Source organism: Leucobacter sp. UCMA 4100 (genome assembly GCF_027853335.1).
GTDB lineage: Bacteria > Actinomycetota > Actinomycetes > Actinomycetales > Microbacteriaceae > Leucobacter_A.
In genome coordinates, this window is sequence record NZ_JAFEUS010000002.1 from 2366314 (window position 1) to 2390580 (window position 24267).

22 protein-coding genes are annotated in these 24267 nt (G+C 62.8%); 17 read left to right on the top strand and 5 right to left on the bottom strand.

The genetic code is table 11. From position 1 onward, the window contains the following. A complete protein-coding gene (gene murJ, locus JSO19_RS10975; protein WP_270911715.1) occupies window positions 1-1638 on the bottom strand; it encodes a murein biosynthesis integral membrane protein MurJ in 1638 nt (545 codons plus the stop codon). Window positions 1639-1784: 146 nt separating this feature from the next. On the opposite strand from murJ, the gene JSO19_RS10980 reads away from it, so the two are divergent. The 10 genes from JSO19_RS10980 to JSO19_RS11025 all read left to right on the top strand — a co-directional run bounded on the left by JSO19_RS10980 (window position 1785) and on the right by JSO19_RS11025 (window position 11858). Then, on the top strand, window positions 1785-4805 hold the full coding sequence (locus JSO19_RS10980; protein WP_270911716.1) for a DNA translocase FtsK: 3021 nt from the start codon (window positions 1785-1787) through the stop codon (window positions 4803-4805). A gap of 49 nt (window positions 4806-4854) precedes the next feature. Next, window positions 4855-5427: a CDP-diacylglycerol--glycerol-3-phosphate 3-phosphatidyltransferase gene (gene pgsA, locus JSO19_RS10985; protein ID WP_270911717.1), complete on the top strand. Its 573-nt coding sequence runs from the start codon at window positions 4855-4857 to the stop codon at window positions 5425-5427. Then, window positions 5424-5954, top strand: coding sequence for a CinA family protein (locus JSO19_RS10990; RefSeq protein WP_270911718.1), 531 nt, complete (start codon window positions 5424-5426; stop codon window positions 5952-5954). The genes pgsA and JSO19_RS10990 overlap by 4 nt, the downstream gene beginning before the upstream one ends. Before the next feature lie 131 nt (window positions 5955-6085). Then, window positions 6086-6412 (top strand): helix-turn-helix domain-containing protein, encoded by a 327-nt coding sequence (locus JSO19_RS10995; protein ID WP_217134456.1) that lies wholly within the window; start codon window positions 6086-6088, stop codon window positions 6410-6412. Between the two features lie 10 nt (window positions 6413-6422). Next, window positions 6423-6644: a DUF3046 domain-containing protein gene (locus tag JSO19_RS11000; protein WP_270911721.1), complete on the top strand. Its 222-nt coding sequence runs from the start codon at window positions 6423-6425 to the stop codon at window positions 6642-6644. 239 nt (window positions 6645-6883) lie between these two features. Next, window positions 6884-7936 (top strand): recombinase RecA, encoded by a 1053-nt coding sequence (gene recA, locus JSO19_RS11005; protein WP_217134460.1) that lies wholly within the window; start codon window positions 6884-6886, stop codon window positions 7934-7936. A gap of 20 nt (window positions 7937-7956) precedes the next feature. Then, window positions 7957-8556 carry a regulatory protein RecX gene (locus JSO19_RS11010; protein WP_270911723.1) on the top strand — a complete coding sequence of 200 codons (600 nt, stop codon included), beginning with the start codon at window positions 7957-7959 and terminating at the stop codon, window positions 8554-8556. A gap of 6 nt (window positions 8557-8562) precedes the next feature. Beyond that, window positions 8563-10116 carry a tRNA (N6-isopentenyl adenosine(37)-C2)-methylthiotransferase MiaB gene (miaB, locus tag JSO19_RS11015; protein ID WP_270911724.1) on the top strand — a complete coding sequence of 518 codons (1554 nt, stop codon included), beginning with the start codon at window positions 8563-8565 and terminating at the stop codon, window positions 10114-10116. Further along, window positions 10117-11034: a tRNA (adenosine(37)-N6)-dimethylallyltransferase MiaA gene (miaA, locus tag JSO19_RS11020; protein WP_270911725.1), complete on the top strand. Its 918-nt coding sequence runs from the start codon at window positions 10117-10119 to the stop codon at window positions 11032-11034. It abuts the gene before it with no gap. Further along, entirely contained in the window at window positions 11031-11858 is an 828-nt protein-coding gene (locus JSO19_RS11025; protein WP_270911726.1) for a hypothetical protein, read from the top strand. Before miaA ends, JSO19_RS11025 begins: the two co-directional genes overlap by 4 nt. On the opposite strand, the gene JSO19_RS11030 is transcribed toward JSO19_RS11025, so the two are convergent. The 3 genes from JSO19_RS11030 to JSO19_RS11040 form a co-directional block, all read right to left on the bottom strand. Continuing rightward, the gene (locus JSO19_RS11030; RefSeq protein ID WP_270911727.1) at window positions 11855-12928 is read right to left on the bottom strand and encodes a hypothetical protein; all 1074 of its coding nucleotides are present in this window, start codon (window positions 12926-12928) and stop codon (window positions 11855-11857) included. The genes JSO19_RS11025 and JSO19_RS11030 overlap by 4 nt on opposite strands. Window positions 12929-13020: 92 nt before the next feature. Continuing rightward, a complete protein-coding gene (locus JSO19_RS11035; RefSeq protein WP_270911728.1) occupies window positions 13021-14484 on the bottom strand; it encodes a choice-of-anchor M domain-containing protein in 1464 nt (487 codons plus the stop codon). A gap of 67 nt (window positions 14485-14551) precedes the next feature. After that, the gene (locus tag JSO19_RS11040) at window positions 14552-16285 is read right to left on the bottom strand and encodes a TIGR03773 family transporter-associated surface protein (RefSeq protein ID WP_270911730.1); all 1734 of its coding nucleotides are present in this window, start codon (window positions 16283-16285) and stop codon (window positions 14552-14554) included. Window positions 16286-16484: 199 nt separating this feature from the next. On the opposite strand from JSO19_RS11040, the gene JSO19_RS11045 reads away from it, so the two are divergent. The 7 genes from JSO19_RS11045 to JSO19_RS11075 are packed head-to-tail and all read left to right on the top strand — an operon-like array spanning window position 16485 to window position 23616. Next, window positions 16485-18008: an anchored repeat ABC transporter, substrate-binding protein gene (locus tag JSO19_RS11045; RefSeq protein WP_270911731.1), complete on the top strand. Its 1524-nt coding sequence runs from the start codon at window positions 16485-16487 to the stop codon at window positions 18006-18008. Further along, on the top strand, window positions 18005-18964 hold the full coding sequence (locus JSO19_RS11050; RefSeq protein ID WP_270911732.1) for a choice-of-anchor M domain-containing protein: 960 nt from the start codon (window positions 18005-18007) through the stop codon (window positions 18962-18964). The genes JSO19_RS11045 and JSO19_RS11050 overlap by 4 nt, the downstream gene beginning before the upstream one ends. After that, window positions 18961-19749 (top strand): anchored repeat-type ABC transporter ATP-binding subunit, encoded by a 789-nt coding sequence (locus JSO19_RS11055; protein WP_270911733.1) that lies wholly within the window; start codon window positions 18961-18963, stop codon window positions 19747-19749. Before JSO19_RS11050 ends, JSO19_RS11055 begins: the two co-directional genes overlap by 4 nt. Continuing rightward, window positions 19743-20684, top strand: a complete 942-nt coding sequence (locus JSO19_RS11060; protein WP_270911734.1) for an anchored repeat-type ABC transporter permease subunit — start codon at window positions 19743-19745, stop codon at window positions 20682-20684. The genes JSO19_RS11055 and JSO19_RS11060 overlap by 7 nt, the downstream gene beginning before the upstream one ends. After that, window positions 20681-21673, top strand: coding sequence for a permease (locus tag JSO19_RS11065; protein WP_270911735.1), 993 nt, complete (start codon window positions 20681-20683; stop codon window positions 21671-21673). The genes JSO19_RS11060 and JSO19_RS11065 overlap by 4 nt, the downstream gene beginning before the upstream one ends. Continuing rightward, a complete protein-coding gene (locus tag JSO19_RS11070; RefSeq protein WP_270911736.1) occupies window positions 21660-22358 on the top strand; it encodes a TIGR03943 family putative permease subunit in 699 nt (232 codons plus the stop codon). Before JSO19_RS11065 ends, JSO19_RS11070 begins: the two co-directional genes overlap by 14 nt. Next, window positions 22348-23616 (top strand): Ig-like domain-containing protein, encoded by a 1269-nt coding sequence (locus JSO19_RS11075; protein WP_270911737.1) that lies wholly within the window; start codon window positions 22348-22350, stop codon window positions 23614-23616. The genes JSO19_RS11070 and JSO19_RS11075 overlap by 11 nt, the downstream gene beginning before the upstream one ends. On the opposite strand, the gene JSO19_RS11080 is transcribed toward JSO19_RS11075, so the two are convergent. Continuing rightward, window positions 23613-24227: a class I SAM-dependent methyltransferase gene (locus tag JSO19_RS11080; RefSeq protein ID WP_270911738.1), complete on the bottom strand. Its 615-nt coding sequence runs from the start codon at window positions 24225-24227 to the stop codon at window positions 23613-23615. The genes JSO19_RS11075 and JSO19_RS11080 overlap by 4 nt on opposite strands. Window positions 24228-24267: the final 40 nt, after the last annotated feature.

Here is a 24267-nt window from a genome sequence, read left to right on the forward strand (position 1 = left end):
CTAGCGACGCGTCGTCACCTTCGCTGCAAGGCGTTTGCCGACCGCGAGGAGCTCGTCGAGCTCGTTGCTCTTGATGATCTTGAGCACGATGCCGTAGACGAAGAGCATCGTAAACGAGATGATGAGGCACGTCGCGAAGGCGGTTCCAAAGGAGCGCACGGTGAAGGCACCCTCCTGCAACCCGCCGAGCATCACGAGCACGATGAAGCCCGCGATTGCTGCGAAGAACGCCGCGAAGCACGTCTTGATCAGTGTCGTGAGCAGGTTTCTGCCTGTGAGCCTGCCAATTTGACCACGAAGAACGAGGAAGGTTGCTGCGACCTGCCCAAAGGTGACGACGCCCTCAGAGAAGGCGAGCACGTAGGGAATGAGATAGGGCGGAAGCGTCATGCAGAAGAGCGCGCCAAGGAGAGCGACAGCCGAACTCACGACCGCGATGTAGAAGGGTCGCTTGGTGTCGCTGAGAGCATAGAACCCACGGTTAAACACGAACAGGAGCGACTGCGCGAGCATGCCGATCATCGTGATAACGAGTAGGGGAGCGAAGATCTCGAGGTTGTGGTGAGGCGCTTTGGGCTGCAGCATGCGCATGATGGGCATCGCGAGAATGCTCATCGTCGCGATCACAAACACCATCGCAAAGATCGCGGTGCCCGTTGCCTGAGTGAGGTATCCCTTCATCTGGTCGATGCGGCCTGCGTGCACGCTCTCGCTCATGCGGGTGAAGTTCGCGGTCACGAGCGACATGACGATGACCGAGTGGGGCATCACCGCGATGGTTCGCACGAACTCCCAGCCGCCAGAGCCCACGACATCTGAACTGTTCGCGAGGTTGAGCGCGAGTGTGTAAATGAGGCCCACGAGCTGCGCGACGAGAACCGTGAGGAAGAGCCAGAACGCGACCTTGCCCATGGTACCGAGCCCGATCCCGCGAAAGCGAAAGTCGAAGCGAAAACGCAGCCCGATCTTCTTCCAGAACGCGAAGAGAATGAGTCCCTGAACAGCCACGCCGAGGGTGGCGGATCCCGCGACAAGCGCGATGGCGAGCGGATCCCAGCGGTCAAGCGGCGCGCGGCCCGCAGGGTCGGCGTCGTAGAGCATGAGGAAGGCCACGAGGCCTGCGATGTTAATGACGTTGGCGAGCACGGGCGACCACGAGTATGGGCCGAAGAGTTTCTTGGCGTTGAGCACCTCACCAACGACGGTGTAGAGCGAGAAGAAGACGATCTGGGGCAGGAGCCACCATGCGAACAACACTGCGAGGCGAAGCTGCGCTTCATCCCACCCCGCGCCAAGGAATGAGATGAGGGCCGGGGTGACGATCGCGACGACCGGCAGCAGCGCCAGCGTGGCGACGATCGAGAGGGTCACGAGCTTGTTGATGTATTTTTGGCCGCGGTCTTCGCTGAGCGCTGCCTTCGTGATTTGCGGTACGAGCACCGCGGTGAGAGCACCCGTGATGATGAGAATGTAGACCGTGTTGGGAATCTTCATCGCGGTCCAGTACGCGTTATTTGCGAGTCCCGTCGCGCCTATGGCGTGTGCGAGCAGCATGACGCGAAACACACCGAGGAGCCTAGAGGTGAGGGTTCCCGCCGCGATGATGACGCTCGCGCGGCCTGTGCGGTTGTCGCTCATGCTCCTTGCCCCAGCGGTGAATGATGCGCGGGGTGTGCGGTTGCGTAACTCATCATCACAACAGGCTACCGTCACAATCATGTAAAGAATCGGGGCACGCCGCCAGAGTGAGTCGCGTTGTCAGGGGCATCTCGTACCCTATAATCATGGCTTCTCCCTCTTCATCTGGCTCTGCGCGCAAAAAGCAGACAAACTCGCGTGCGAAATCTTCCGCGCAGTCGCGAGCGAAGAAGCCTGCCGCAAAATCATCGGCGAACGCCACCACTAAGATCATTCATGATCCTGTGCAGCGCCCCAATATCCTTGTCCGGGTATGGATGGCGCTTGCGCATGGAACGGGTGCTGTCTGCCGTATGTTCCGTCTCGAGCGTCTTGAACCAGAACTGCGCAAAGACGGCACACCATTTTTCCTCGTGCTCGCGGCCATTGTCGGTCTCGTGTTCGAGTGGTTCCTCATCGGTAACTCGGTTGCCGACTGGCTCCGCATTCACACGATGGGCGGCTTCGTGGGCCGCGTTTCATTCGTTTTCCCCATTGTGCTCCTTGGCTTTGCCTTCTGGCTCTTTAACCACCCGACGGGAACACACGATAACCGACGCATTGCCGTTGGCCTCACGCTCGCACTCGTCTCAACGACGGGCCTCGCGCATATTTACGGGGGTAAGCCTCACCCTGGGCAGGCCGATGCGGCAGCGTTTAGCGAGGCTGGCGGTGTGCTCGGCTGGGTGATTGGTCAGCCGCTCTCGTACCTCACGGTGTGGGTTGCGACGCCAGTGTTGAGCCTCCTGGCACTGCTTTCGCTCCTCATCATCACGAAGACCCCTCCGGCACGAATCGGTGCTCGAATTCGAGATCTGTACCGCTACCTCGTGGGTGAGACCTCGGCCGTGACTCCCTCTGAAGACGAGGCTTCAGAGGCCCCTGCTGAAGCAACGAAAGCACTCGAAAAGCCGGCAGAGAAACCCAAGAAGCCGAAGAAGGACGCTCGAGGTGAGGTGCTCTTCGACATCGAAGAGTTTGAAAACGCCAACACCGAGAGCCTACCTTTCTGGCGTCGTAACCCGACCGGACGAGAAGAAGACCCCGAGTTTCATGCGAAGCCACCGCTCTCGCCCCGCGGTACCGCCGAACCGGGCGACGTGCCCTTCGATTCTGCTCTCGTCGACGATGAAGAAGCTACGCCCCAGCCCAAGGCGCCCACACCGCTTCCCCCACAGCGTTTCACCGCGGCGCCCGTTGCTGCACCCGAGCCTGCGGCTGCCGAGCATCAGCAGAACTCGACCGACCTTTCTGATGTAGAACCCGTGGTTGAGCGATTGCGTGCTGCAACGCCCATTGAAGATCTCGAAGAAGACGGCACCGACGACACCAACGTGGTCATCGGGGCGGGCGAATCGATCGCGCTCGGTGAATTTCAGCCCTTTGCGCAGCCGGCCCAGGAGACCGGCCCGCAGATGCACTACGACCTGCCCGACCAGGGCATGCTGAAGCTCGGCGAGCCACCGAAGATGAACTCCGAGGCCAATCAGGCCGTGATCGAAGCAATCGACGAGGTGCTGAAGCAGTTCAACGTTGACGCGAAGGTTGTAGGCTACTCGCGCGGCCCAACAGTGACGCAGTATGAGATCGAGCTCGCACCCGGCGTGAAAGTTGGGCGCATCACGGCTTTGACACAAAACTTTGCGTACGCCGTTGCCTCAGACAAGATTACGATCCTTGCCCCGATTCCAGGGAAGAGCGCGATCGGCATCGAGATTCCAAACCGCGATCGCGAGAACGTTGCTTTGGGTGACGTGTTGCGTTCACAGAAGGCAATGACGACCGCGCACCCCATGGCGATTGGCGTGGGTAAAGATGTTCGTGGTGACTTCGTGCTCGCGAACCTTGCGAAGATGCCGCACTTGCTCGTCGCAGGTTCAACCGGTTCAGGTAAGTCGAGCTTTGTGAACTCGATGATCACGAGCCTGCTCATGCGAGCAACGCCCGCTGAGGTGCGCATGGTGCTCGTTGACCCGAAGCGCGTTGAGCTCACCGCCTATCAGGGTGTGCCACACCTCATTACCCCCATCATCACAAACCCGAAGAAGGCCGCCGAAGCGCTGCAGTGGGTCGTGAAAGAGATGGACATGAGGTATGACGACCTCGAAAGCTTTGGCTTCAAGCACATTGACGACTTCAACCGTGCGGTACTCGACGGGACCGTTGCGGTGCCCGAGGGCAGTCAGCGCGTATTGAAGCCGTACCCGTATCTGCTCGTCGTGGTCGACGAGCTCGCCGACCTGATGATGGAGGCTCCGCGAGACGTCGAGGCCTCGATTGTGCGCATCACCCAGCTCGCGCGTGCCTCTGGCATTCACCTGGTGCTCGCGACACAGCGACCATCGGTTGATGTTGTGACCGGCCTCATTAAAGCGAACGTGCCGAGTAGGCTCGCGTTTGCCGTGATGTCGGGCGTTGACTCGAAGGTGATTCTTGACCAGGTGGGTGCCGAAAAACTCATCGGTCAGGGTGACGGTCTTTTCTTGCCAATGGGGGCTTCGAACCCGGTGCGCGTTCAGGGCGCATGGGTTGACGAGAACGAGATCAAAAGTGTTGTCGAGCACGTGAAACAGCAGGCACGTCCTGAGTATCGTAAAGACGTTGCCGCAGCGATTGAGAAGAAAGAAATCGACCCAGATATCGGCGATGATCTTGAGCACCTACTCAAAGCGGTCGACCTTGTCGTCGGCCTGCAGTCGGGTTCGACTTCGATGCTGCAGCGCAAGCTTCGTGTCGGCTATCAGAAGGCTGGCCGTTTGATGGACCTGCTCGAAGACCGTGGGGTAGTGGGGCCAGCCGATGGCTCGAAGCCTCGAGAAGTGCTCGTTGGCGAAGAAGAGCTCCCGAACGTGATCGCTATGCTCACGGGCGAGGAACCTCCCGCGCCGCAGCAGCCTGCCGCTCAGCAGCCGCAGCAGCCACCGGCTCAGCAACTCCCGCCGCAACCGCAGGCCGAGGGCACGCAGCAGCCAGCTGCTCATGAGCCAGCTGCGAATGACTATGCGGCTCCCGACCCTCGCTACGATGATCCGCTCGCCGCGCACCAGCAGGGCCTCGAAGAAGTCGATGGTGAAGACGATGGTGACGAAGACGCCTGGGGGCTTACCGGCCGCGACAGCGGATGGTAAGCATGGTGAAGTGGTCGTTTGCGCACGAGGAAGCAGGTAACCTAGGCGCATGAACTCTCAGCCTGTGAGCAACTGGAACATCGCGAATATCATTACGATTGTTCGCATTATCGCGACTCCCTTCTTTCTCTGGATGTTGCTTGCCGACGCGGGCCAGATGGGCGCGCTTCGCTGGGCAGCGGCCGTCTTCTTCATCGTTGCTATCGCCAGCGACGCTCTTGACGGATATCTTGCACGCTCGCGAGGCCTCGTCACCGATCTCGGGAAACTGCTTGACCCGATCGCAGATAAGGTGCTTACGGGGGCGGCATTCATCGGTCTCTCGCTCCTTGGCGAGCTGTTCTGGTGGATCACCATCATCGTGCTCATTCGTGAGGTTGGCATCACGATTCACCGCTTGATGATTTCGCACGACGTGGTTGTTGCCGCCGCTTGGATGGGAAAGCTTAAGACAGTGGCCCAGGCGGTTGCGATCGCCCTTGCGCTCTTCCCCTTGCCCCAGATCATTGGCGACTGGTTCGTTTGGGTGAATATCGTGACGATGACCGTTGCCGTTGTGCTCACGATCGCCTCTGGCCTCGACTACGTGCTGACGCTCATGAAGCGAAAGCGTTTATCGTGAGCCAAGAAACGGGGCTTGCTGCCACAGTGCTTGAATGGTGTGCTGGGCGATCACTCACGCTTGCGACGGCTGAATCGCTGACCGGCGGCATGCTCGCTGCCGAGCTCGTCGCCGTTCCTGGCGCTTCCCGCGTATTCTCCGGAGGAGTGATTGCGTATGACACCGCACTGAAACACTCCGTACTGCGGGTTAACGAACGACTCCTTGCAGAGCACGGGCCTGTGCACCGCGATGTGGCTCTTGCCATGGCTGAGGGGGTGCGGCATGCCTGCGCGGTGCGAGGTGTGCCAGCGAGCCTCGGGCTCGCGACGACCGGGGTTGCCGGCCCAGACCCCGATGCACAAACGGGGCAGGCAGCGGGAACCGTGTGGATTGCCTGGGCCGCAGAAGGCCGGGCAGGAGCGGAGCAGCTCATGCTCACGGGCTCGCGGAGCGAGATTCGCGAAGAGACAGTGCAGGCAGCTCTGAGGTTACTCCTGCTAAACTTGAGTGATGACGGCTCAGATTCAGGGTTTTCTCGGGAATAATCATGGAGATTCGCGGGTTGTACTCACTGACACTCGTGCAGAATGGAGTGGAGCGAACGGCAAACGAGCCAGCTGCTCGCGGTAAGAACATCGTGCGCTAAACTAACGCACACGACTCAAGGAGGTTCCAGATGGTGCTCATGCGTGAAGAAATCGGTGACGTACTTCGGGACTTCCGTTTGCAAAAAGGGCGCACGCTGCGACAGGTTGCCGGCGAGGCGTCGGTTGCCCTCGGGTACCTCTCAGAGGTTGAGCGTGGCCAGAAAGAAGCATCGAGCGAAATTCTCGCCTCGGTCGCTGAGGCTCTCGATACGCCACTCTCGGTGATTCTTGGCGAGGTGAGCCAGCGTCTTGCGGTTGTCGAAGACATTAACCTGCACGTCTCGGTTCTGCCAGATACGGTGCCAAGCGGCCTGATCTCAGGCTACGCGCCCAAGCTTCTCGCGACGAAGGCCTAGGTCTCCGCGGGTGAAATTGAGTGAGCTTTCCCTCGCTCTGACTGAAGAGTTTGGTGCTGCCTATGGTGGCGTCTTGATGCGTGATCACTGGCTTGGTGCTCTCGGGTGTACCGGTGAGCAGGCTCTTGAGCGTGGCGAAACGCCAAAGCGTGTCTGGGAGTCGTTGTGCGATGAAATGCAGGTGCCTGTCGAACGCCGGCATGGGCGTGGAATGCGCGAACCGAAGCCCTAATCACCTGCGACACGCCGATGGGTGTTCGAAACTGTGTTCGATTCCTGTTACTCTCCGTTAACAGGGTGAGTATTCACTATGGTGAGAGCTTTTTCCGGTATTCCGCATGAATGTCGGTGGTGCAAATTACCATCGTTGGTACATCACCCAAGCCTTGTCGCTTCAAGTATGAAAGCGGCAGTCTGTAGGCAGCAACCCCAGGGCGGTGCATACCGCCCGACGTTTTAGGAGAGCACCACATGGCACAAAATAAAGACCGTGCAAAGTCACTTGAGTCAGCACTCGCGCAAATCGACCGTCAGTTCGGCAAAGGCTCGGTCATGCGGCTTGGCAGCGACGAGCGCGCACCGGTTGAGGTTATTCCCACGGGTTCGGTTGCCCTTGACGTCGCTCTCGGGGTTGGCGGGCTGCCACGAGGCCGAATCGTTGAAATTTATGGCCCTGAGGCATCGGGTAAGACGACGCTGACCCTGCATGCAATTGCCAACGCTCAGCGCCAGGGCGGCATCGCAGCGTTTATTGACGCTGAGCACGCGCTCGACCCTGACTATGCACAGAAGCTCGGTGTTGATATTGATGCGCTGCTCGTTTCGCAGCCCGATACCGGTGAGCAGGCCCTTGAGATTGCCGACATGCTCATTCGCTCGGGCGCTATTGACCTGGTCGTGATTGACTCGGTTGCGGCCCTCGTGCCCAAGGCTGAGATCGAGGGCGAGATGGGTGACAGCCACGTTGGTCTGCAGGCCCGACTCATGTCGCAGGCGCTGCGAAAGATTACCGGTGGCCTGAACCAGACCAAAACCACGGCGATCTTCATTAACCAGCTCCGTGAAAAGATCGGCGTGTTCTTCGGTAGCCCCGAGACCACTGCCGGTGGTAAGGCGCTGAAATTTTATGCCTCGGTGCGACTCGATATTCGACGCATTGAAACGCTGAAAGAGGGCACCGATGCGGTGGGCAACCGCACTCGCGTGAAAGTCGTGAAGAACAAGATGGCTCCTCCTTTCAAGCAGGCAGAGTTCGACATCTTGTATGGCACCGGCATCTCTCGCGAAGGCTCGCTGATCGACTTCGGTGTTGACCAGGCCATCATTAAGAAGAGCGGCGCCTGGTACACCTATGAGGCTGACCAGCTTGGCCAGGGTAAAGAAAACGCACGCCGCTTCCTCATCGAGAACCCCGAGATTGCTCAGGAGATCGAAGACAAGATTCTTGGCAAGCTCGGCATTGGCGGTGCGACTGAACCAGAGGTCGATAATGTTGCCGACCTGAGCGAGAAGCGCGGCGCCTAGCCACGAGATAGCGAAGAGCAATGGTAGTGAAGTTTGTGCCGGTAGAACCTGTACCGAGCGAGCCGAAGCGGCCAGAACGAAGCAATCTGGCAGAGGTCATTGACCTTCGCGCAAAAATTGCAGAGGTTGAGGAGCGGGAGACCGCTCCTCACACCGATGCTCTCGTCGATGCGACAAAGACGTTAGCCCGTAAGGCGATGTCTTCCGGTGAGCTCCGGGCAGCGCTCCGCAATAAGGAGCACGACGAAGAGTCGATCGAACACGTCATTGAGTCGTTCGAACGAAGGCACTTTCTCGACGATGAAGCACTCGCCGTGGCGGTGTGTGACAAGCTTCGCCGCACGAAGCACGCAAGCAAGGGGCACATTGCTCTCAAGCTTGCCGAGCGCAAGATAGATCGCGCGGTCATCGACGAGGTGCTGAGTAGCTTCGACGATGATGAAGAGCTCGAAACCATGCGCGAAGTGGCCCGAGAACGCGCCAGGAAGCTGGGTGCCCTCGACCGTGTGACCGCCGAGCGCAGGCTCATGGGGTTCATGCAGCGCCGGGGCTGGGGCGGCTCTCAAATGATGACTGTGGTTCGAGAAGCGCTTGATGCCAGCGAAGGCTTAGTAGAATAGGTCATTATGACCGTCAGCACAGATACCTACGGTGACCTCACCCGTCCCGTTGACATCACTTTTTCTCCAGCTGCGAGGCGCGCCGATGGCAGCCCTCGCAGCTACACCGTGCGTACGCACGGGTGCCAGATGAACGTGCACGACTCAGAGCGCCTTTCGGGGTCGCTTGAGGCAGCCGGGTACGTGAAGGCAACCGATGTTGAGCAGGCCGACGTCGTGGTCATCAACACATGCGCGGTACGCGAAAACGCGAGCAACAAGCTCTACGGCCAGCTCGGCCAGCTCGCAGAGACGAAGCGCCACCACGTGGGCATGCAGATTGCCGTTGGCGGTTGTCTCGCGCAGAAAGACCAGCACACGATCGTTGAGAAGGCCCCCTGGGTCGACGCGGTGTTTGGCACCCACAACATGGGCTCGCTCCCCGCGCTGCTCGAGCGCGCACGGCATAACGCCGAAGCACAGGTCGAGATCATTGAAGCGCTCGAGGTCTTTCCATCGATGTTGCCGACCAAGCGTGATTCGGCCTCAAGCGGGTGGGTTTCGATCTCGGTCGGTTGCAACAACACCTGCACCTTCTGCATCGTTCCCAGCCTGCGCGGGAAAGAAAAAGATCGTCGCCCCGGTGACGTCATGAACGAGGTACAGGCACTCGTCGACGATGGGGCGGTCGAAGTTACGCTTCTCGGCCAAAACGTCAACACGTATGGCGTCGAGTTTGGCGATCGCCAGGCCTTCGGCAAGCTGCTTCGTGCGATGGGTGATATTGAGGGACTCGAGCGAGTGCGCTTCACAAGCCCGCACCCCGCAGCATTCACTGACGATGTCATCGAGGCCATGGCCGAAACGCCGAACGTGATGCCCCAATTGCACATGCCGTTGCAGTCGGGCTCAGACAGCATCCTCAAAGCGATGCGTCGCTCATACCGAAGCAAGAAGTTTCTCGGCATTCTCGACCGGGTGCGCGAATTGCTGCCACACGCAGCGATCAGCACCGACATCATTGTTGGCTTTCCAGGCGAAACCGACGAAGACTTCGAAGACACCATGAGGGTCGTTGAAGCTGCCCGGTTCACAACCGCGTTTACCTTCCAGTACTCCATTCGCCCCGGCACTCCCGCGGCTGAGATGGAGAACCAGGTACCCAAAGCCGTTGTGCAAGAACGCTACGAACGGCTCATGGCCCTTCAAGACCGCATTTCGGCAGAGGAAAATGCCAAGCAGGTCGGTGAAGTGGTTGAGGTGCTCGTCGCAGAAAGCGACGGTCGTAAAGACGACGCGCGCAGACGCTTGAGCGGCCGTGCGCGTGACTCACGCCTCGTACACTTCGAAGTTCCTGAGGGGTCAGAAGCGCCGAGGCCCGGCGACGTCGTGACCGTTCGTGTGACGAGCTCGGCACCCTACTTCTTGATCGCAGATGCCTCAGACACCTACGAGCTCCGCCGCACCCGCTCAGGCGATGCGTGGGATCGGAGCCAGGCAGACAGCTGCGGCGCGCCAACACCCTCAACCGGAACCGGTCGCGCAGTAAACCTCGGCCTGCCGACCCTCAGGGTTCGTTAGGTGGCGGCTCAGGGCACGCTCTGGGCCGTTGTTGGCGCGACAGGAACCGGTAAATCGGCGCTCTCGCTCGACCTCGCTGAGCATCTCGGCTCAGCCGAGATCGTGAACGCCGACGCCATGCAGTTCTACCGGGGCATGAACATCGGCACGGCGAAGATTCCCGTCGAAGAGCGGCGGGGCATTTCGCACCACCTCTTCGATGCACTCAGCGTGACCGAAGAAGCAACCGTCGCCTGGTACCAGCCAACAGCCCGAGAACTCATCCAGGCAAAGCTCGCGGGCGGCAACGACGTCATCCTCGTCGGAGGCTCAGGCCTCTACGTCTCGAGCGTGCTCTACGACTTCCAGTTTCCGCCACGCGATGAGGCCCTGCGGCAACAACTCGAGCTGGAGTACGAGGCGAGCGGGGTCGATCCGCTCATGCATCGCTTGCAAGCCCTCGCCCCACGGGTCGCAGAAACGGTCGACGCAAGAAACCCGCGCAGGGTCATTCGTGCGCTCGAGGTTGCCCTGCTTGGTGAAGACGCTCAGGTGCAACTGCCCAAGGCGCCAGAACTGTGGCATGAGAAAACCCGCGTCATCGGCGTTCACACGCCCCGCGAAGTGCTCGTTCCGCGGCTGGATGCGAGAGTCGTGAACATGTGGCGCGATGGGCTCATCGATGAGGTGCGAGGGCTCATGGGCGACGGCATCGAAGACGGGCAGACGGCCTCGCGTGCGATCGGGTACCTGCAGGCCATCGCCCAGATACGCGGCACGATGGCCGAGGCCGAAGCCATCGAACAGACGCAGGTGCTCACGAGACGGTACGCGCGAAGGCAGGTCAGCTGGTTTAAGCGGTACCGAGAGATCGAGTGGATCGCGGCCCCCGACCTGAGACTCATCGACGGCATCGCCGAGAACGAGGGCCGCGAATGACAACCCGGCAGCAACCGCGCACGACTCAGCGAGTTACGGTAGCAGGAACCCACTATCTCGTCGTGTTAGACGAAGCGGGCGATTGCCCAATCACCGCGAGCGAGCGCGTGGCGCTGCTACGACGCGAATCAGGAACGGCGCCAGCGGGAATTGTTCGCGCCGTGCGAAGCGAACACCTGGAGGAGGGGCGAAGCGCCCTCGCAGAAGACCCAGCAGCGGCCTGGTGGTGTGAGACGGTCAGCGCCTCGGGGTCATCACTCGCGACGAGCGGCGGCGGTGTGCTCGCGGCCGTCGCCGCCCTTGGCGAGTGGGGAAGTCTGCGTTTCGAGGACCGTCGTGACGCGATTCCGATGGCAACCCCAGACGGTATTCGTGATGTTCTGGCGGGCCGCTCGGGTTACGCCGTTGATCTTGGCCGATGGCGCTTCGCCGGGCGGCCAGAAACCGACAGCCTTCATACTGTGCGCATTGGCTCTGAGCACATCGAAGTGGTTGCGCACCTCAGTGATGCGACCCCTGAGCGAGGTCTGCGAACGGCGGTGCTTGCGGCAGACGAAGCACTCGGTAGCCCAAGAATCACGCACGGGGTAGGGCAGGCTCGCGTGAGCGCCCTGCTTGAAGGCGAGATGCTTCCCTCGAGCTGCCTCGTCGCAGCAGCCACCGCGCTCACCCTCAGGCATCGTGGTGGGTTAGAAACGCCCCATCACTGGGCGGTTGAATTCGACGAGGCAACGATCGGGGTGCGCATGTTCGCGACCGAAGAAGGCGAGCATGTCTCGGTGAACGCGCCCGTGCACGTGCTTGGCGAGCCTGAGGGACACTAGTCGGCTGCCCGCGAAGCCTGTTCCGGTGGCCCGTCTGGCAGCGCGTCTGGCTGAGCACGGCTGCGTAACCGGAGACGGAGATTTCGCACCGCGATGGTGATGGCTATGGCAAACAGTGCGATGATGACGATGAGTGACCAGGGAACAGCCCACACCACGACCGTGATGGTCTCGGCCTTGGTAATGACCGCATCGAGGTCTTGATCTCCTGACCTGAGCGAATCAACCGTGAAAGTGACCCAAACGGGGCCGATTTGCGGTACCTCGGCGAGGCCGCTTGAGAGGGTTGTCGCGCCCCCGCGCAGCAGCTCTGCGGTGGGCACGGCATCGCCCTTCGCGCTCCACAGCCCGAAGAGGCCCACGGCTTCAACCCTGGCCGTTCCCGAGACGCGAATGTTGCCGGTGTTGACGACGGTCGCGGTCGTGAGAAGCGGAGCGAGCCCAATGGGGCTCACCGGTGAGCGGTAACGGCCCTCGAACGAATCGACCGACATCTTCGGCTCGACGGGGCCCGCGACCCGAACATGCGCGCGGGTTCCGACGGCGTATCGAACCTCAGTTCCTGCATCGGTGCCCTCGGCATCGTTTGCCGGCGCATCGAGCACGGCCACGACACCGCCTGAGTGATCGCCCGGCTCAGCATCGCCAGGAACCGTGAGGGCTATGGGCACCACGAGTGAGCTTCGCGGTTCGACCGTGACCTCGGTGGAGTCAATACTGAACCACGAGCTCGGGGTTCCTGGAGTCTGTTCGTCGTCGGTTAAGACGAAATCGTTCTCTGGGGTTTGCTCGGCGTCTCGCACCGCGAGCGTGACCGTGAGCGGGGTCTCGGCATGGTTTCGTACCGCGATGTGGTCGTGATAGGTGAAGCCCGGTTCGACGATGTAGCTGAGCTCGCCTCTTCCGTCGGGCCCTTCCTCGGTCGCGGGAACCACTGACCAGGTGCTGTGAGGCGCGGTCTCGGCTGGGGTGGGCGTGTCATCGGCGGTCATTGGCATGGCGCCTGCTGGCGCAGCAATACCGATGGTGAGGGCCGTGGCTAGGAGAGCGGTGAAGAGCTTGGGGCGCATGAGTAGTTTCTGTGTCCTGAGGGTGCAAGGAAAGGTGCCCCGCCCGGCCCGTGAGGCTCGAGCGGGGCACCGGTGTGTGGCGTGAAGCTGCGTTAGATCACGGTGATGAGCAGCACGCCGGTGTATTCGCCGATCGCGGTCGTGGTGGGTGCCTCGATCGTGAGATCTGCGCCGAGCACGGCGGTGCCACGCGAGTGCTGCGCCTCGGCCTTGCCGAGCGCGCTCCACCCCTTCACGCCGTTGCCTGAGGCAAAGCCGGGAGCGACCTTCGCGCCCGCGCTCACGGTCTGGCCGTTCGAAGCGCTCACGACCGTGGGCTGCCAGCCGAGGTGCTTGCCGTCGAGGGTTTCTCCCGATGGCGAGACAAAGTTGCGCAGTCGTCCGTTTGCTGACCAGCCGAGGCCGCCCGAACGCGTGTCGGTGACGGTGATGCCGCCGACGGCTCCGTGCGAGACGAGGCGGTCGGCCTGCTCGGTGAGGGTGAGCGGATCCATCGTGACGCGGCGGTGCGCCGCGTCAACGCTGAGCGTGAGCGCTCCCTCGGTTGCTTCGTGCGCTACCGTGATCTCGGGGCCAACACCCGGGGTGTTTCCGTGATCGTCAACGTGAATGTCGACGGGAGCGCTCTCGGCGAGTACCGCGTGGTTCTCGCCGTACACGACCGCCTTGACCTGCTGCTCGGCGGTGACGACGAAACCGTAGGTGCTGCCGTGGGCCTCGGGAACGATTGCCCACTCAGCCGAGGCATTCGCCCGAGTGAACCAGTGCAGGTGGTCAGAGACCTCGGCCGGGGTCTGCTTTGCCGTGAGCGTCGCGACATCACCCGTGTGGTAGTGGCCTGCAGCCCCGGTGACGCTGAGCTCGACGTCAGTCACGGGCTCGGTCGCCTTCGCTTCTTCACGAACGATGAAGGTGTAGTGTTCGGCTGGCGTGGTCGTGACCTCGCCCGAGGCGACATCGGTGACCTTTGCGGTGACGTCAAAGGAGTAGGTTCCCTCGGCGGTGAACCCCCAGTTCGAGTGCTCGTGGTAGCCGATGCTCGTGAAGCTGGTGACATCGCTCGCGGTGCTTACGAGAGGGGCATCGCCCTCAGCACTGTGCCACATGGCGAAGTCTCCGGGCCCCTCGAAGTGCGAGATGGTGCGCTCGACCTCGACCGAGTCAGCCGCGAAGCTGTTGAGATCGAAGCCGAACCCAATGAAGAGTTGCCCGGGTGAGTAGCGCTCTGGCGCGAGGTAGAAGGTGTCGGTTTGCCCAACCCCGAGCGCCGCGATCGCGTCTGAGTTCGCGGTGCGCTCAGCGACACTCGGCTTCATATGAAAGGCGAGGTCGCCAGCCTGTACGACGCCGAGGTCGTCTGAGTTCACGGCCAGGGTGGGCTTGCCCGAACCGTCTTTGGTGAGCCACATGAGGTCGGCGTGACCGCTCGCGACGATCGTTGGGTCTTCTGCGGGCTCGGCTGCGTGGGCCGCGGTGCCGCCGACGAGCGCGGCGAGCAGCGCGAGGCTGAGCCCTGCTTTGAGCCGTGGCCCAGAGCGGGTGAGTACTGATGTCATGTGCTGACATCCTTTCTATGTGGTGCCGGGAGGTCCTTCCGCCCGGCGGGGTCTATGGTGTGCTTTGTTACCGTTGTGTGACGAAGCGTCGTGGGCGCAGCGAGGCGGCGCCAAGAAAAGCGATTCCGAGTGCGAAAAGCGCGACCGCGATTGCACCGGTCTCGATCACCCAGCGATCTCGCGAGCCGGTTTCGGCGAGACTCAGGTCGCACGGTTTGCCGTCTGGGGTTTGGCCGACGACGGTCGTGACGTCGTGTTCGCCGGCAGCCTGAGAGGGGTCACCGTCGCCAACGAAGAAGGTGAGCACCGTGTTGGCTTTCTGCTCGGCGCCACCGATGGTTGTGCTGAACGACATTGCCGCCCGGTAGGTGCCCGGCTCGGTGAATGCCCACACGCCGTGCACGTGAACCCCCGAGGCGCCAACGGCGATGCTCGTGCTTCGTGGAAACCCGCTCACGGTGCCAAAGAACCGGTCGCCGAGCCCACCCCATGAGTCCATCGAGTAGACGGCCATGTCACCCGGCCCGTCGAGCGAGTCGAGCGTGAGGGTTACGGGCCCCTGGGTTTTGCCAGCGATGGTGGGGTGCTGTGTGTTCCAGCCGAGCCAGGGCACCTGGGCCTGCTGTGTCAACGGGATCTGCCAGATGTCACCGGTGCCGAGAAAATCGAAGGTACCGCCGGGCGAGCGGGTCTTCGCGGCTTCACCGAGGTGAAAGATGAGGCGGGCGGGGTCGATCCACTCGCCTGAAGCCGAGCGATCGTCTTTGACACGCGCCTGGAGCCTGCCGCCGTCGAAGACGGGGCCGAAGTCGAAGTGGCCCTCGGTCGCGACGCTCATCGAATCTGCCGAGACCGCTTCGGTGACTTCGGTCGCGATGCACTGTTCCTGGGCCTGGCCCGAACGAGCTGCTACGCCCGCGCCCGCGTCTGCTGGCGGTTCGGGAGTCGGTGCTGCTGCGGTGGGCTCCTCAGCAGGCCTCTCGTTCTCGGCGGGTGCGGGAGGCTTGGGCAGCGGATCGGGGCCGGGATTCGGCGTGGGCTTTGGCTTGCCCTGTGGCTCTGGCTGGGGGCAGGGGCCTTCGGGCGCGTTACCGCTCACGGTGAAGCAGTAGGTGCTCGCCTCGCTCTCAACGGTCTCGCCCGAGGGAAGCTTCGCGCTCGCGGTGAAGGTGAGCGCATAGTCGCCCGGGGCCGTGAACGCCCAGTTGGCGTGACTGTGTGCGCCGGCAAACTCGGTCATGCTGCGAAGCGAGGGCTCTGACGAACTGAGCAACCGTTCGGTGCCCGTGGGTGAGCTCGCGAAGAGTTCGACGTTGCCGGGCCCCTCGATGTCGCTCAGTTCGAGGGTGATGGTGTCGCCCTCGAACAGTCCGGTTGGGACAGTCTCGGTCTCCCAGCCTGCCCAGAGTGTTTCGGGCTGGTATCGCTCTTGGATGAGCCAGATCTCTGAGCCTGCTTCGCCTACGAAGTCGTACCCGGGAGCATTGGGAACGGTACTGCGCTGTCGGTCGGTGAGGTGAAAGCGCACGTTTGCCGGCTCGAAGAGTTGGTGTGGCCCGCTCTCGACGTCGGCTCTCGTTTTCAGCTCAAGGGCGTTGTCGTGGTACCGAACACTCACCGCGTCGGTGTGCTGGCGATCAAGCACGGTAATGTCCGCGGCTGCTCTTGCTGGCGCGGGCGGCGCCTCGGCGGCTACGGCGAATGGTGCGTGGCCGATCACCATGGCTACTGATATCGCGACTGCGCTCAGGCTGAGAAGCAGTGATCTGGCGGCTGTGCCCAGTCGGTGTGGGGTGCTCATGAAGGGAGAACCTCGAACTCTCTAATGTCTTATTGAGAATGATTATCATTACTGTATAGTGATAAAAGTGAGAAATGCAAACCCCACTTCTGCAAGCGGCCGCGGAGGGCGAACACGCGCCGCGGCCGCTCTGGCGACCCTCGTGGTCGGCGCAATGCTGGCATTTACGGGCTGCGCGAGCGAGACACCGCGAGGAGCAATGGCTGATGAACGGCCCGTGCGCGTCATCACGACGACCGGCATTCTCGCCGACCTCGTGAGCAACGTCGGGGGCGACCGCGTCGACGTGAGCCAGTTGGTTCCCGACGGCGCCGATCCGCACAGCTACGAACCCACGCTCGGAAGCGTGCGAGATGTCGTGTATGCCGACGCCGCCTTCACGAACTACCTCATGCTCGAAGAGCAGAGCGTGGTGCGAACCGTTGACGCGAACCTGCGTGACGGGGTGCCGAACATCTCGCTCGCCGAAAGCGCGGTGAGGTATGCCGCTGAGGTGATTCCACTCGTTGAAGACGTCTCGCTCGACACGGTCTGGCTGGGCACGCGGGTGGTGGGATCCGGGGCTGAGCTCGGCGCCGACCGCAGCTCGCGAGTGCACTTGAGCGCGCTCGCGCTCGACGGCCCCGGCCAGATGTACGCGTACCTCACGGGAACGTTTGGCGAGACCACGCGCTTTTTTACGTGCGAGGGCGAGGGGAAACCCTGCGAGAAGAATCGTGACGGCGAGGGCATGACCCTGCCTCCTGATGCACACACCCACCTCAGCTGGGCCTTCACCGAGCCGGGAATCTACCGGCTGCAGCTCGAGGCCTCGCTCACCAGGGAAGAGGGCGGCGAGCGCGAACCACTCACCCGGGGCGAGGTCACCTTCGCGGTTGGCGTTGACCCCTACAGCGTTAAGGGCGCGCGAACGATCATCTCGCGCGGGCACAGCGATATCACGGTTGATCTCGCGCACGGTGAGCTCGGGCTCGCGGTCGATGACGCGGGAAGCAAAGGAGAGCCCAGCCAGACCGAATACTCGCTCGACGAGGTCGTCGTTGACGTGCCAACCACGGCGCTGCACGAGGTTCCGGGCGACCCGGCCTACCGCTTTCTCGGCAGAGCAGGGCAGAGCATCTATCAGCTGCCACAGGCCGTGCTCGGTAAGCACGTGCACGGCGAGATCGATCCGCACCTCTGGCACAACGTGAAGAACGCGATTGCCTATCTCGAGGTGATCAGAGACACGCTCAGCGACGTCGACCCGGCCGGGGCAGAGACCTACCGCGCACAGGCGGCACGATACCGTGAACGGCTCGAGCTGCTCGACGACGAAGTGCGTGAGACGATCGAGTCAATTCCCGCATCCCGGCGAACGCTCGTGACCACCCACGACGCGTTCGGGTACCTCGGCGCGGCATACGGCGTGCGCATCGCCGGCTTCGTGACCCCGAACCCCGCGACCGAGCCGAGCCTCAGCGATCGAAAACGCCTCGGCCAAACCATGCGAGACATGCACATTAGAGCCGTTTTTCTCGAGCCGAACCTCGTCGCGCGATCGGCGACACTCACCGAGGTCGCGAAAGAGCACGGCGTGAGCGTGTGCCCGATCTATGGCGACGCCTTCGACGAACGGGTCGACACCTACATTGACATGATGCGGTTCAACGCCGCTTCGCTGAAGCGCTGCCTCGGTGGCGTGGGCGGCGAACCCCAAACCGACGAGACAGGAGCTCCATGAAGAACGCACGCCACGAACCATTGAGGGGTGGCATGAAACCCCTGAGGCGGATCGCGGCCGCGGGCACCGCACTCGCGACCGCCGCCCTGCTGCTCGCGGGTGGCACCGCTGCCCTCGCGACCGATGGCAGCGACGAGCCCGGCATCGAGCCGGGGCAGGAGTTCGCGAGTGAGCGCGTCATCGTGAACGAAGGCCACCTCGATTTCGGGCCGACGCTCGGATCTGGTGAGTGGAAACTCAACGTTCATGATGACTCGGGCCCGGTCTCGGTGTGGCGTGACCTCAGTGACGTGGTGATCGAGGTGAGCGAGACTGCGAGACAGGTGATTCCTGGCGACTCGACCTTCTCATTTCTCGGTGAGAAAGAGGGAAGCGAGGTGTACGTGATTCCGCAAACCCAGCGCGAGGGCGTCGTGTGGCTCGGGTGGAACACGCAGGAGCCGAGCGTCACCGAAGAGGTCGCCCGCGGGGTGAGCCTCACGTTGCTCGATGTCTCGGGGCCCGGCGACATGACCGTCTTCCAAGTGAGCGGTAACTTCAGCACCCCCGAGGTACTCTGGACGTCACGCGAAGCCTCGCCGCAGCAGGCCTGGCTCGAGCTCGGCGCCCACACGCACGCCAACTGGGTGTTCAGCGAGCCAGGCGAGTATCTCGTTCGCTTCGAAGCAGAGGCAGAGCGAACGAGCGGTGAAGCGCTCAGCGCAGAGGGCGTGCTGCGCTTCGCGGTGGGCGATGGGGCCGACTCTGAGGCGCTCTTTGCCGCGACGGCAGACGCGGCGCCTGATGCACCCCCGGCTGAATCTCAGCCCGGCGTCGTCTCGCGAACCGGATACGCCTGGGTGCTCATCGGCGGCAGCATCGTCGTTATCGCGCTCATCGTCCTGGTGACGTGGCGTCAGGCGAGGCGTGTTCGGGCTGGGCGACACGGCGACGAGACTGCTGAGGCCGGTCGATGACGGGGGAGGCCCGGGCGGCGCTTGAGGTGACCGCGCTCGACGTTTCGCTCAGCGGCCGGGCGATCTTGCGAGATGTCTCGCTCTCCCTGCACCCCGGAGAATTCGTCGCTTTGCTCGGTGCCAACGGGGCGGGAAAGACAACGCTCATGCGCACGATCTTGGGCCTCGTGCCCGCGACGAGAGGTCGGGTGCAGGTTATGGGCAGCCCCGTGCAACGAGCACGAAAGGCGATTGGCTACGTTCCGCAGCGACACGAGTTTGCGTGGGATTTTCCCATGAGCGTCGAACAGGTGGTGCTCACGGGGCTCACGGCTCATATTGGGTGGCTGCGAAGGCCGGGTGCCCACCACCATCGATTGGCCGGTGAGGCGCTCGCAAGGGTCGGGCTGCACGATCTCGCAAACCGTCCCATCGCGCAGCTCTCGGGCGGTCAGCGTCAGCGCGTACTCGTTGCGAGAGCGCTCGTGACCGACCCGGCGCTGCTGCTGCTCGACGAACCCTTCACCGGCCTCGACATGCCGAGCCAGGAGGCGCTCACCGGCGTATTCACGGCGCTCGCCGCCGAGGGCTGTGCGCTGCTTATGACCACTCACGACCTCATCGCGGCGGTGCACGAGTGCTCGCGCCTCTGCCTCATCGACGGAACGGTTCTCGCCGACGGGATTCCAGAAACGCTCGGAGACCCGGCGCTGTGGCAGCAGGCCTTCGGGCTGAGCAACCATAACCCGCTGCTCCAGGCGCTCGTGGGCGCCGTTCATCACCGAAAGCAGGTCACGGCATGCTGACCCCCGTCGATTTCATTCACGACCTTCTCAACCCCGACCTTGCCTTCTTGCCGAAGGCCCTCGCGGTCTCGCTCATGTCGAGCATCGTCGCGGGAGTCGTTGGCACCTTCGTCGTGCTGCGGGGCATGGCGTTTATCGGCGATGCTGTCGCCCACGCCGTCTTTCCCGGTCTCGCAATCGCCTTTGTGCTGCAGGGCAACCTCGTGCTCGGAGGCGCGATCGCGGGGGTCTCGACCGCCGTGGTCGTCGCGGTGTTCGCCCAGCGCCAGAAGCTGCACGAAGACAGCGTCATCGGCGTCTTCTTCGTTGCTGCCTTCGCGCTCGGTATTGTGATCATGAGTAAGGCTCCCGGCTACGCTGGGTCGCTGCAGCAGTTCCTCTTCGGTGCGATCACGGGTATTCCCGACGAAGACGTGCTCGTTATCGCGGTGAGCGGGGCTCTGCTGCTCCTCATCATCCTCGCCTTTCATAAGGAATTCGTCACGGTCACGCTCGACCGCGAAACTGCTCGGGCCGCAGGCCTTCCCGTGACGGCGCTCGACATCATGCTCTACGTCGCGGTCGCGATCACGGTGGTGATCTCGGTGCAGGTGATCGGGAACGTGCTCGTGCTTGCCCTGCTCATCACCCCGGCCGCGACTGCCCGGTTGCTCACCGAGCGGCACGGGGTCATGATGCTGCTTGCCCCCTGCATCGGCGCGTTCTCGGCCATTGTCGGGCTGTACCTTTCTTGGAGCTTCGATCTCGCGGCGGGAGGCGCGATCGTCCTCACCGCGACCGCGCTTTTTGTGGCAGCGTGGATCATTTCGCCAGCCCGGTCGAGAGCGCAGCGCCGGGCCGAATCGCGCAGTGAGCCGGCGGGCGGTACGGGGCAGCGAGCCGTCACCGCGCTGCCCGGTGCCGAGAGGCTTGGCGCGGGCGAGGCGAGCACATGACGGCAACAGCAGCCCTGGGGCGCCGCACGATCGGCATCTCGGTGCTCGGGCTTGGAGCGGCCCTCGGTGCCGCGGCGCTGCTCAGTCAGTCCCTGAGCCTGCCCACTCGGCTGCAAGACGCGGTGACCCTCGCGACCGGCGTCTTTCTCGAATCTCTGGCCTTCGTGTTTCTCGGTATTCTGCTCGGGGCCATTGTGCAGGTCTGGGTTCCGATGAGCCTCTGGCATCGGGTGCTCCCTCGCAGGCCGGTGCTGAGGCGTGCGGTGCTCTCTCTGCTCGGGGTGCTCATGCCGGTGTGCGAGTGCGGCAACGTTCCCCTTGCCCGGGGGCTCATGCAGCGTGGCTTTACGACCGCCGAGTCGCTGACCTTTTTGCTCGCGGCCCCGGTGCTCAATCCCGTGACCATCGTCACGACCTACCAGGCCTTCGGGTGGCAAGACGGTATTCTGCTCGCCCGGCTGGGTGGTGCCTTCGTGATCGCCCAGTGCATCGGCTGGGTTGTTGCGCACGTGCGTGACGAACGAGACCTGCTCACCCCGAGCTTTCAAGCACAGTGCGAACACCAACCGCACGAGGCTCAGCAATCGAGCGTTGCTCGCGCGGTCGGTATCGCGGTGACCGAGGCCCGGGTTCTCCTGCCGGCGCTGGTCATCGGCTCGGTGCTCGCGGGTGCGATTCAAGCCGGTGTTCCGCGAACCGTGCTGCTCGGCATTGGTTCGCACCCGGTGCTTTCGGTCGTTGCGCTCATGCTGCTCGCCTTCATCGTTTCGCTGTGCTCGAGCATTGACGCGTTCTTCATTCTCACGTTCTCATCGACCTTCTTGCCGGGCGGCATTGTCGCCTTTCTCGTGTTTGGGGCGATGCTCGACCTCAAAATGCTGATGCTGCTCAGTACGACCTTTCGACCAAGACTCTTGGCCTTTATGGTGCTCACGGTGGGCCTCGCGTGCCTCTCATTAGGATGGGGAATCAACAGTGTCTTCGCATGAGCGCTCGCACGCACATCAGCCGGCGCCCTGGTTCGTGCCGCGTGGTATCGCGGTGGCCCACTGCTTGCTCGGCTCGATCGCCACGATTGCGCTGGGCATAAGCGGAAAGCTCGGCTGGTACGTTCACCCGCGGTACTTCGCCTTCACGATGACGATGTCGGCCCTCGTGCTCATTTTCGCGCTCGTCGCGCTGATCATGGCCGCTCGGTCGCGGGGTAGTGCTCCTGAGCCCGATGCCCATGAGCCCGTGGTGTCGCGCCTCGCGGCCGTGACCTCGCTGACGACCCTTGCAGTGGTATTCGTGGCGCTTTTTCTCGTGCCTCCGGCGACGCTCTCGAGCGCTGCCACCGAGGGACACGACATCGCGCTTGATGCCGCGGCGCAGAACGGCGCCACTGAGGGCAGCAACGAAGCCCTCCTCGGCTACATCGTCGCCGACACTGACGACCCAGAGAACATCTTCTTCGTGACGCGACTGCGCATTTCGTGCTGTGCCGTTGATGCAACTCCCGTGGGCAGCCCCGTATATTTTCCAGGCTGGCAGCGTGAGTTCAACGCCGAGCAGTGGGTAGAGGTGCAGGGGGCCTTTGGGTCAAACCCAAGCGCAACCAATCGGCTCGAAGAGGTCATCGTTCCCGAGAGCGTCAGCGCGGCCGAAGAACCGAAGGACCCCTATGTTTACTAACCTTCGTGCGATTGCCTTGCTCAGCGTGCTCGTGCTGCTCACGGGTGGCCTCGCTATCGTGACGGTGACCCAGGCGCCCGGCGTGATGAGTGTTTCGGTGAACGCCCAGAGCGCCACGGAACGGCCCGGACAGTTGCTCGTGCTCACGCTCAACCGGGCACCTCAACCGCTCACCGAGGCCGACGTCACCGTGACGCCCGCTGTCGCTTTCACCGCGCGCAGTGAGGCAAACCGCCTCGAGGTGCAGTTTGCTGAGGCGCTCGACTACCACACCGAGTACACCGTCGAGGTTGGGGTCGCCGGGCTCGACAACGGGGCTCACACAACACTCACCGAGCGTTTCACGACCCCGAAGGCGAGCGTCGTGACGCTCGTTCACGCTGCAGATTCACCCGACCGATTGCTTCAGCACACGCTCGATCCCGCGAAGGGGGTCGTTGGCATCGGCGCAGAGCACAGCGAGGTCGTCTTCGAGCACCCGCAGATCGAAGACTACGCGGTGCTTAGCGACCGCATCGTCGCGGTGACACTCGTCGACGGCGGAGGAGTGCAGCCGGTGCTCATCGACCCGGCGACGGGAGCCGGCGAACCACTCAGTAGCGAGCCATGGCCCTCACTCACGGGGCTTCAGGCTGACGCGCAAACCATGACGATCGGGTATCTCGTTGGAGCCGTTTCCGACGATTCATCACCTGGTCATGGGCTCCCCAAGGCGCTCCTCTTGCAAAACCTCGCTGCCGGAACTTCGCTGCCGCGTCAGGTGACGGCGGGGCTGGGTGAGTCTGGAGAACCCATCGGTATCGCACGGTGGGCAATGCTCCCCAAGTTTTCTGCGGTCGCTGTTGAGCGCGACGATGGGGCGGTGTACGTCGTGCCCCTCGAACACACCTTTGAGGCGAAGGCCGAGCCACTCTTGGTGTCTCGTGACGCTTCGGTGCTTGGCGTCTCGCCAGCGGGCACCGAACTCATGATCGAGCACGACGGGCATACCGTGAGTATCGACCTCGAAGCAATGCTTGACGGCAGCCACGAGGGAGCGACGAGTGCGAGCTTGCCCGAGCGCGAGCTGAGGCAACGCTTTGAAGCGCAACACCCCGAGGCGCGCGTGGGCGAGATATGCATGTCATCGAACGATCGCCTCGCCGCGATCGAGCTCGGAGCTGCTCGCGACGGGCAAACAACAACGGTCATCGTTGACGCTCGCGACGCCCAGCAACGCGCATCGGTGCTGGGCGGGAAGCCGGGGTGGTGCCGTTAGTCGTCGACTCGCTCGGCACAGATGACGTGAAAGCCCTTCTCGCGCGCATACCGCTCGACCGAGAGGAACGGGAAGGTCTCGGCGATCCACCGCTGTAGCGACTCTGCGCCGAGGTGCTTGCCCACGACGAGATACGCGAAGCCCCCAGTTACGAGACGGGGGAGCCACTCGCCGAGAATCTCGTGCAGCGCGTCCTTACCCACGCGAATCGGCGGATTTGAGCGGATCTCTGCGAAGCGCAGTCCCTCGGGAACCGCTTCTGGCGCACACGCGGTGACGTTGTCGAGGCCGAGTGCCGCCGCGTTGCGCTGCGTGAGATCGCGGGCCCGCTCGTTGACATCGATGGCCCACACCGGCTCGGTTTCGAGATCGAGCGCGGCAGAGAGCGCAATGGGGCCCCACCCGCAGCCGATGTCGAGCACGGGACCCGACTCGGCGGGAGGAGCGTGCTTGAGAAGCACTTCGGTGCCGCGGTCGAGGTGATCTGGGCTGAACACCCCTCCCGCGGTGTCGAGCTGTACCTCGCGGCCGGCGAGCGAGACCGTGATGCGCTGCGACTTTTCAGGGCTCGCGGGGCTGGCCGAAAAGTAGTGGTCAGAAGAAAGATTCATGATGAAACCAGTATCTCACCATCTCGTTCGCGTAGACTCT

Excerpts from the sequence above, each read along its gene's own strand:
- murJ (WP_270911715.1), bottom strand. The coding sequence starts at position 1,638 with ATGAGCGACAACCGCACAGGCCGCGCGAGCGTCATCATCGCGGCGGGA.
- JSO19_RS10980 (WP_270911716.1), top strand. The coding sequence starts at position 1,785 with ATGGCTTCTCCCTCTTCATCTGGCTCTGCGCGCAAAAAGCAGACAAAC.
- pgsA (WP_270911717.1), top strand. The coding sequence starts at position 4,855 with ATGAACTCTCAGCCTGTGAGCAACTGGAACATCGCGAATATCATTACG.
- JSO19_RS10995 (WP_217134456.1), top strand. The coding sequence starts at position 6,086 with ATGGTGCTCATGCGTGAAGAAATCGGTGACGTACTTCGGGACTTCCGT.
- recA (WP_217134460.1), top strand. The coding sequence starts at position 6,884 with ATGGCACAAAATAAAGACCGTGCAAAGTCACTTGAGTCAGCACTCGCG.
- JSO19_RS11010 (WP_270911723.1), top strand. The coding sequence starts at position 7,957 with ATGGTAGTGAAGTTTGTGCCGGTAGAACCTGTACCGAGCGAGCCGAAG.
- miaB (WP_270911724.1), top strand. The coding sequence starts at position 8,563 with ATGACCGTCAGCACAGATACCTACGGTGACCTCACCCGTCCCGTTGAC.
- JSO19_RS11025 (WP_270911726.1), top strand. The coding sequence starts at position 11,031 with ATGACAACCCGGCAGCAACCGCGCACGACTCAGCGAGTTACGGTAGCA.
- JSO19_RS11030 (WP_270911727.1), bottom strand. The coding sequence starts at position 12,928 with ATGCGCCCCAAGCTCTTCACCGCTCTCCTAGCCACGGCCCTCACCATC.
- JSO19_RS11035 (WP_270911728.1), bottom strand. The coding sequence starts at position 14,484 with ATGACATCAGTACTCACCCGCTCTGGGCCACGGCTCAAAGCAGGGCTC.
- JSO19_RS11040 (WP_270911730.1), bottom strand. The coding sequence starts at position 16,285 with ATGAGCACCCCACACCGACTGGGCACAGCCGCCAGATCACTGCTTCTC.
- JSO19_RS11045 (WP_270911731.1), top strand. The coding sequence starts at position 16,485 with ATGGCTGATGAACGGCCCGTGCGCGTCATCACGACGACCGGCATTCTC.
- JSO19_RS11050 (WP_270911732.1), top strand. The coding sequence starts at position 18,005 with ATGAAGAACGCACGCCACGAACCATTGAGGGGTGGCATGAAACCCCTG.
- JSO19_RS11055 (WP_270911733.1), top strand. The coding sequence starts at position 18,961 with ATGACGGGGGAGGCCCGGGCGGCGCTTGAGGTGACCGCGCTCGACGTT.
- JSO19_RS11060 (WP_270911734.1), top strand. The coding sequence starts at position 19,743 with ATGCTGACCCCCGTCGATTTCATTCACGACCTTCTCAACCCCGACCTT.
- JSO19_RS11065 (WP_270911735.1), top strand. The coding sequence starts at position 20,681 with ATGACGGCAACAGCAGCCCTGGGGCGCCGCACGATCGGCATCTCGGTG.
- JSO19_RS11075 (WP_270911737.1), top strand. The coding sequence starts at position 22,348 with ATGTTTACTAACCTTCGTGCGATTGCCTTGCTCAGCGTGCTCGTGCTG.
- JSO19_RS11080 (WP_270911738.1), bottom strand. The coding sequence starts at position 24,227 with ATGAATCTTTCTTCTGACCACTACTTTTCGGCCAGCCCCGCGAGCCCT.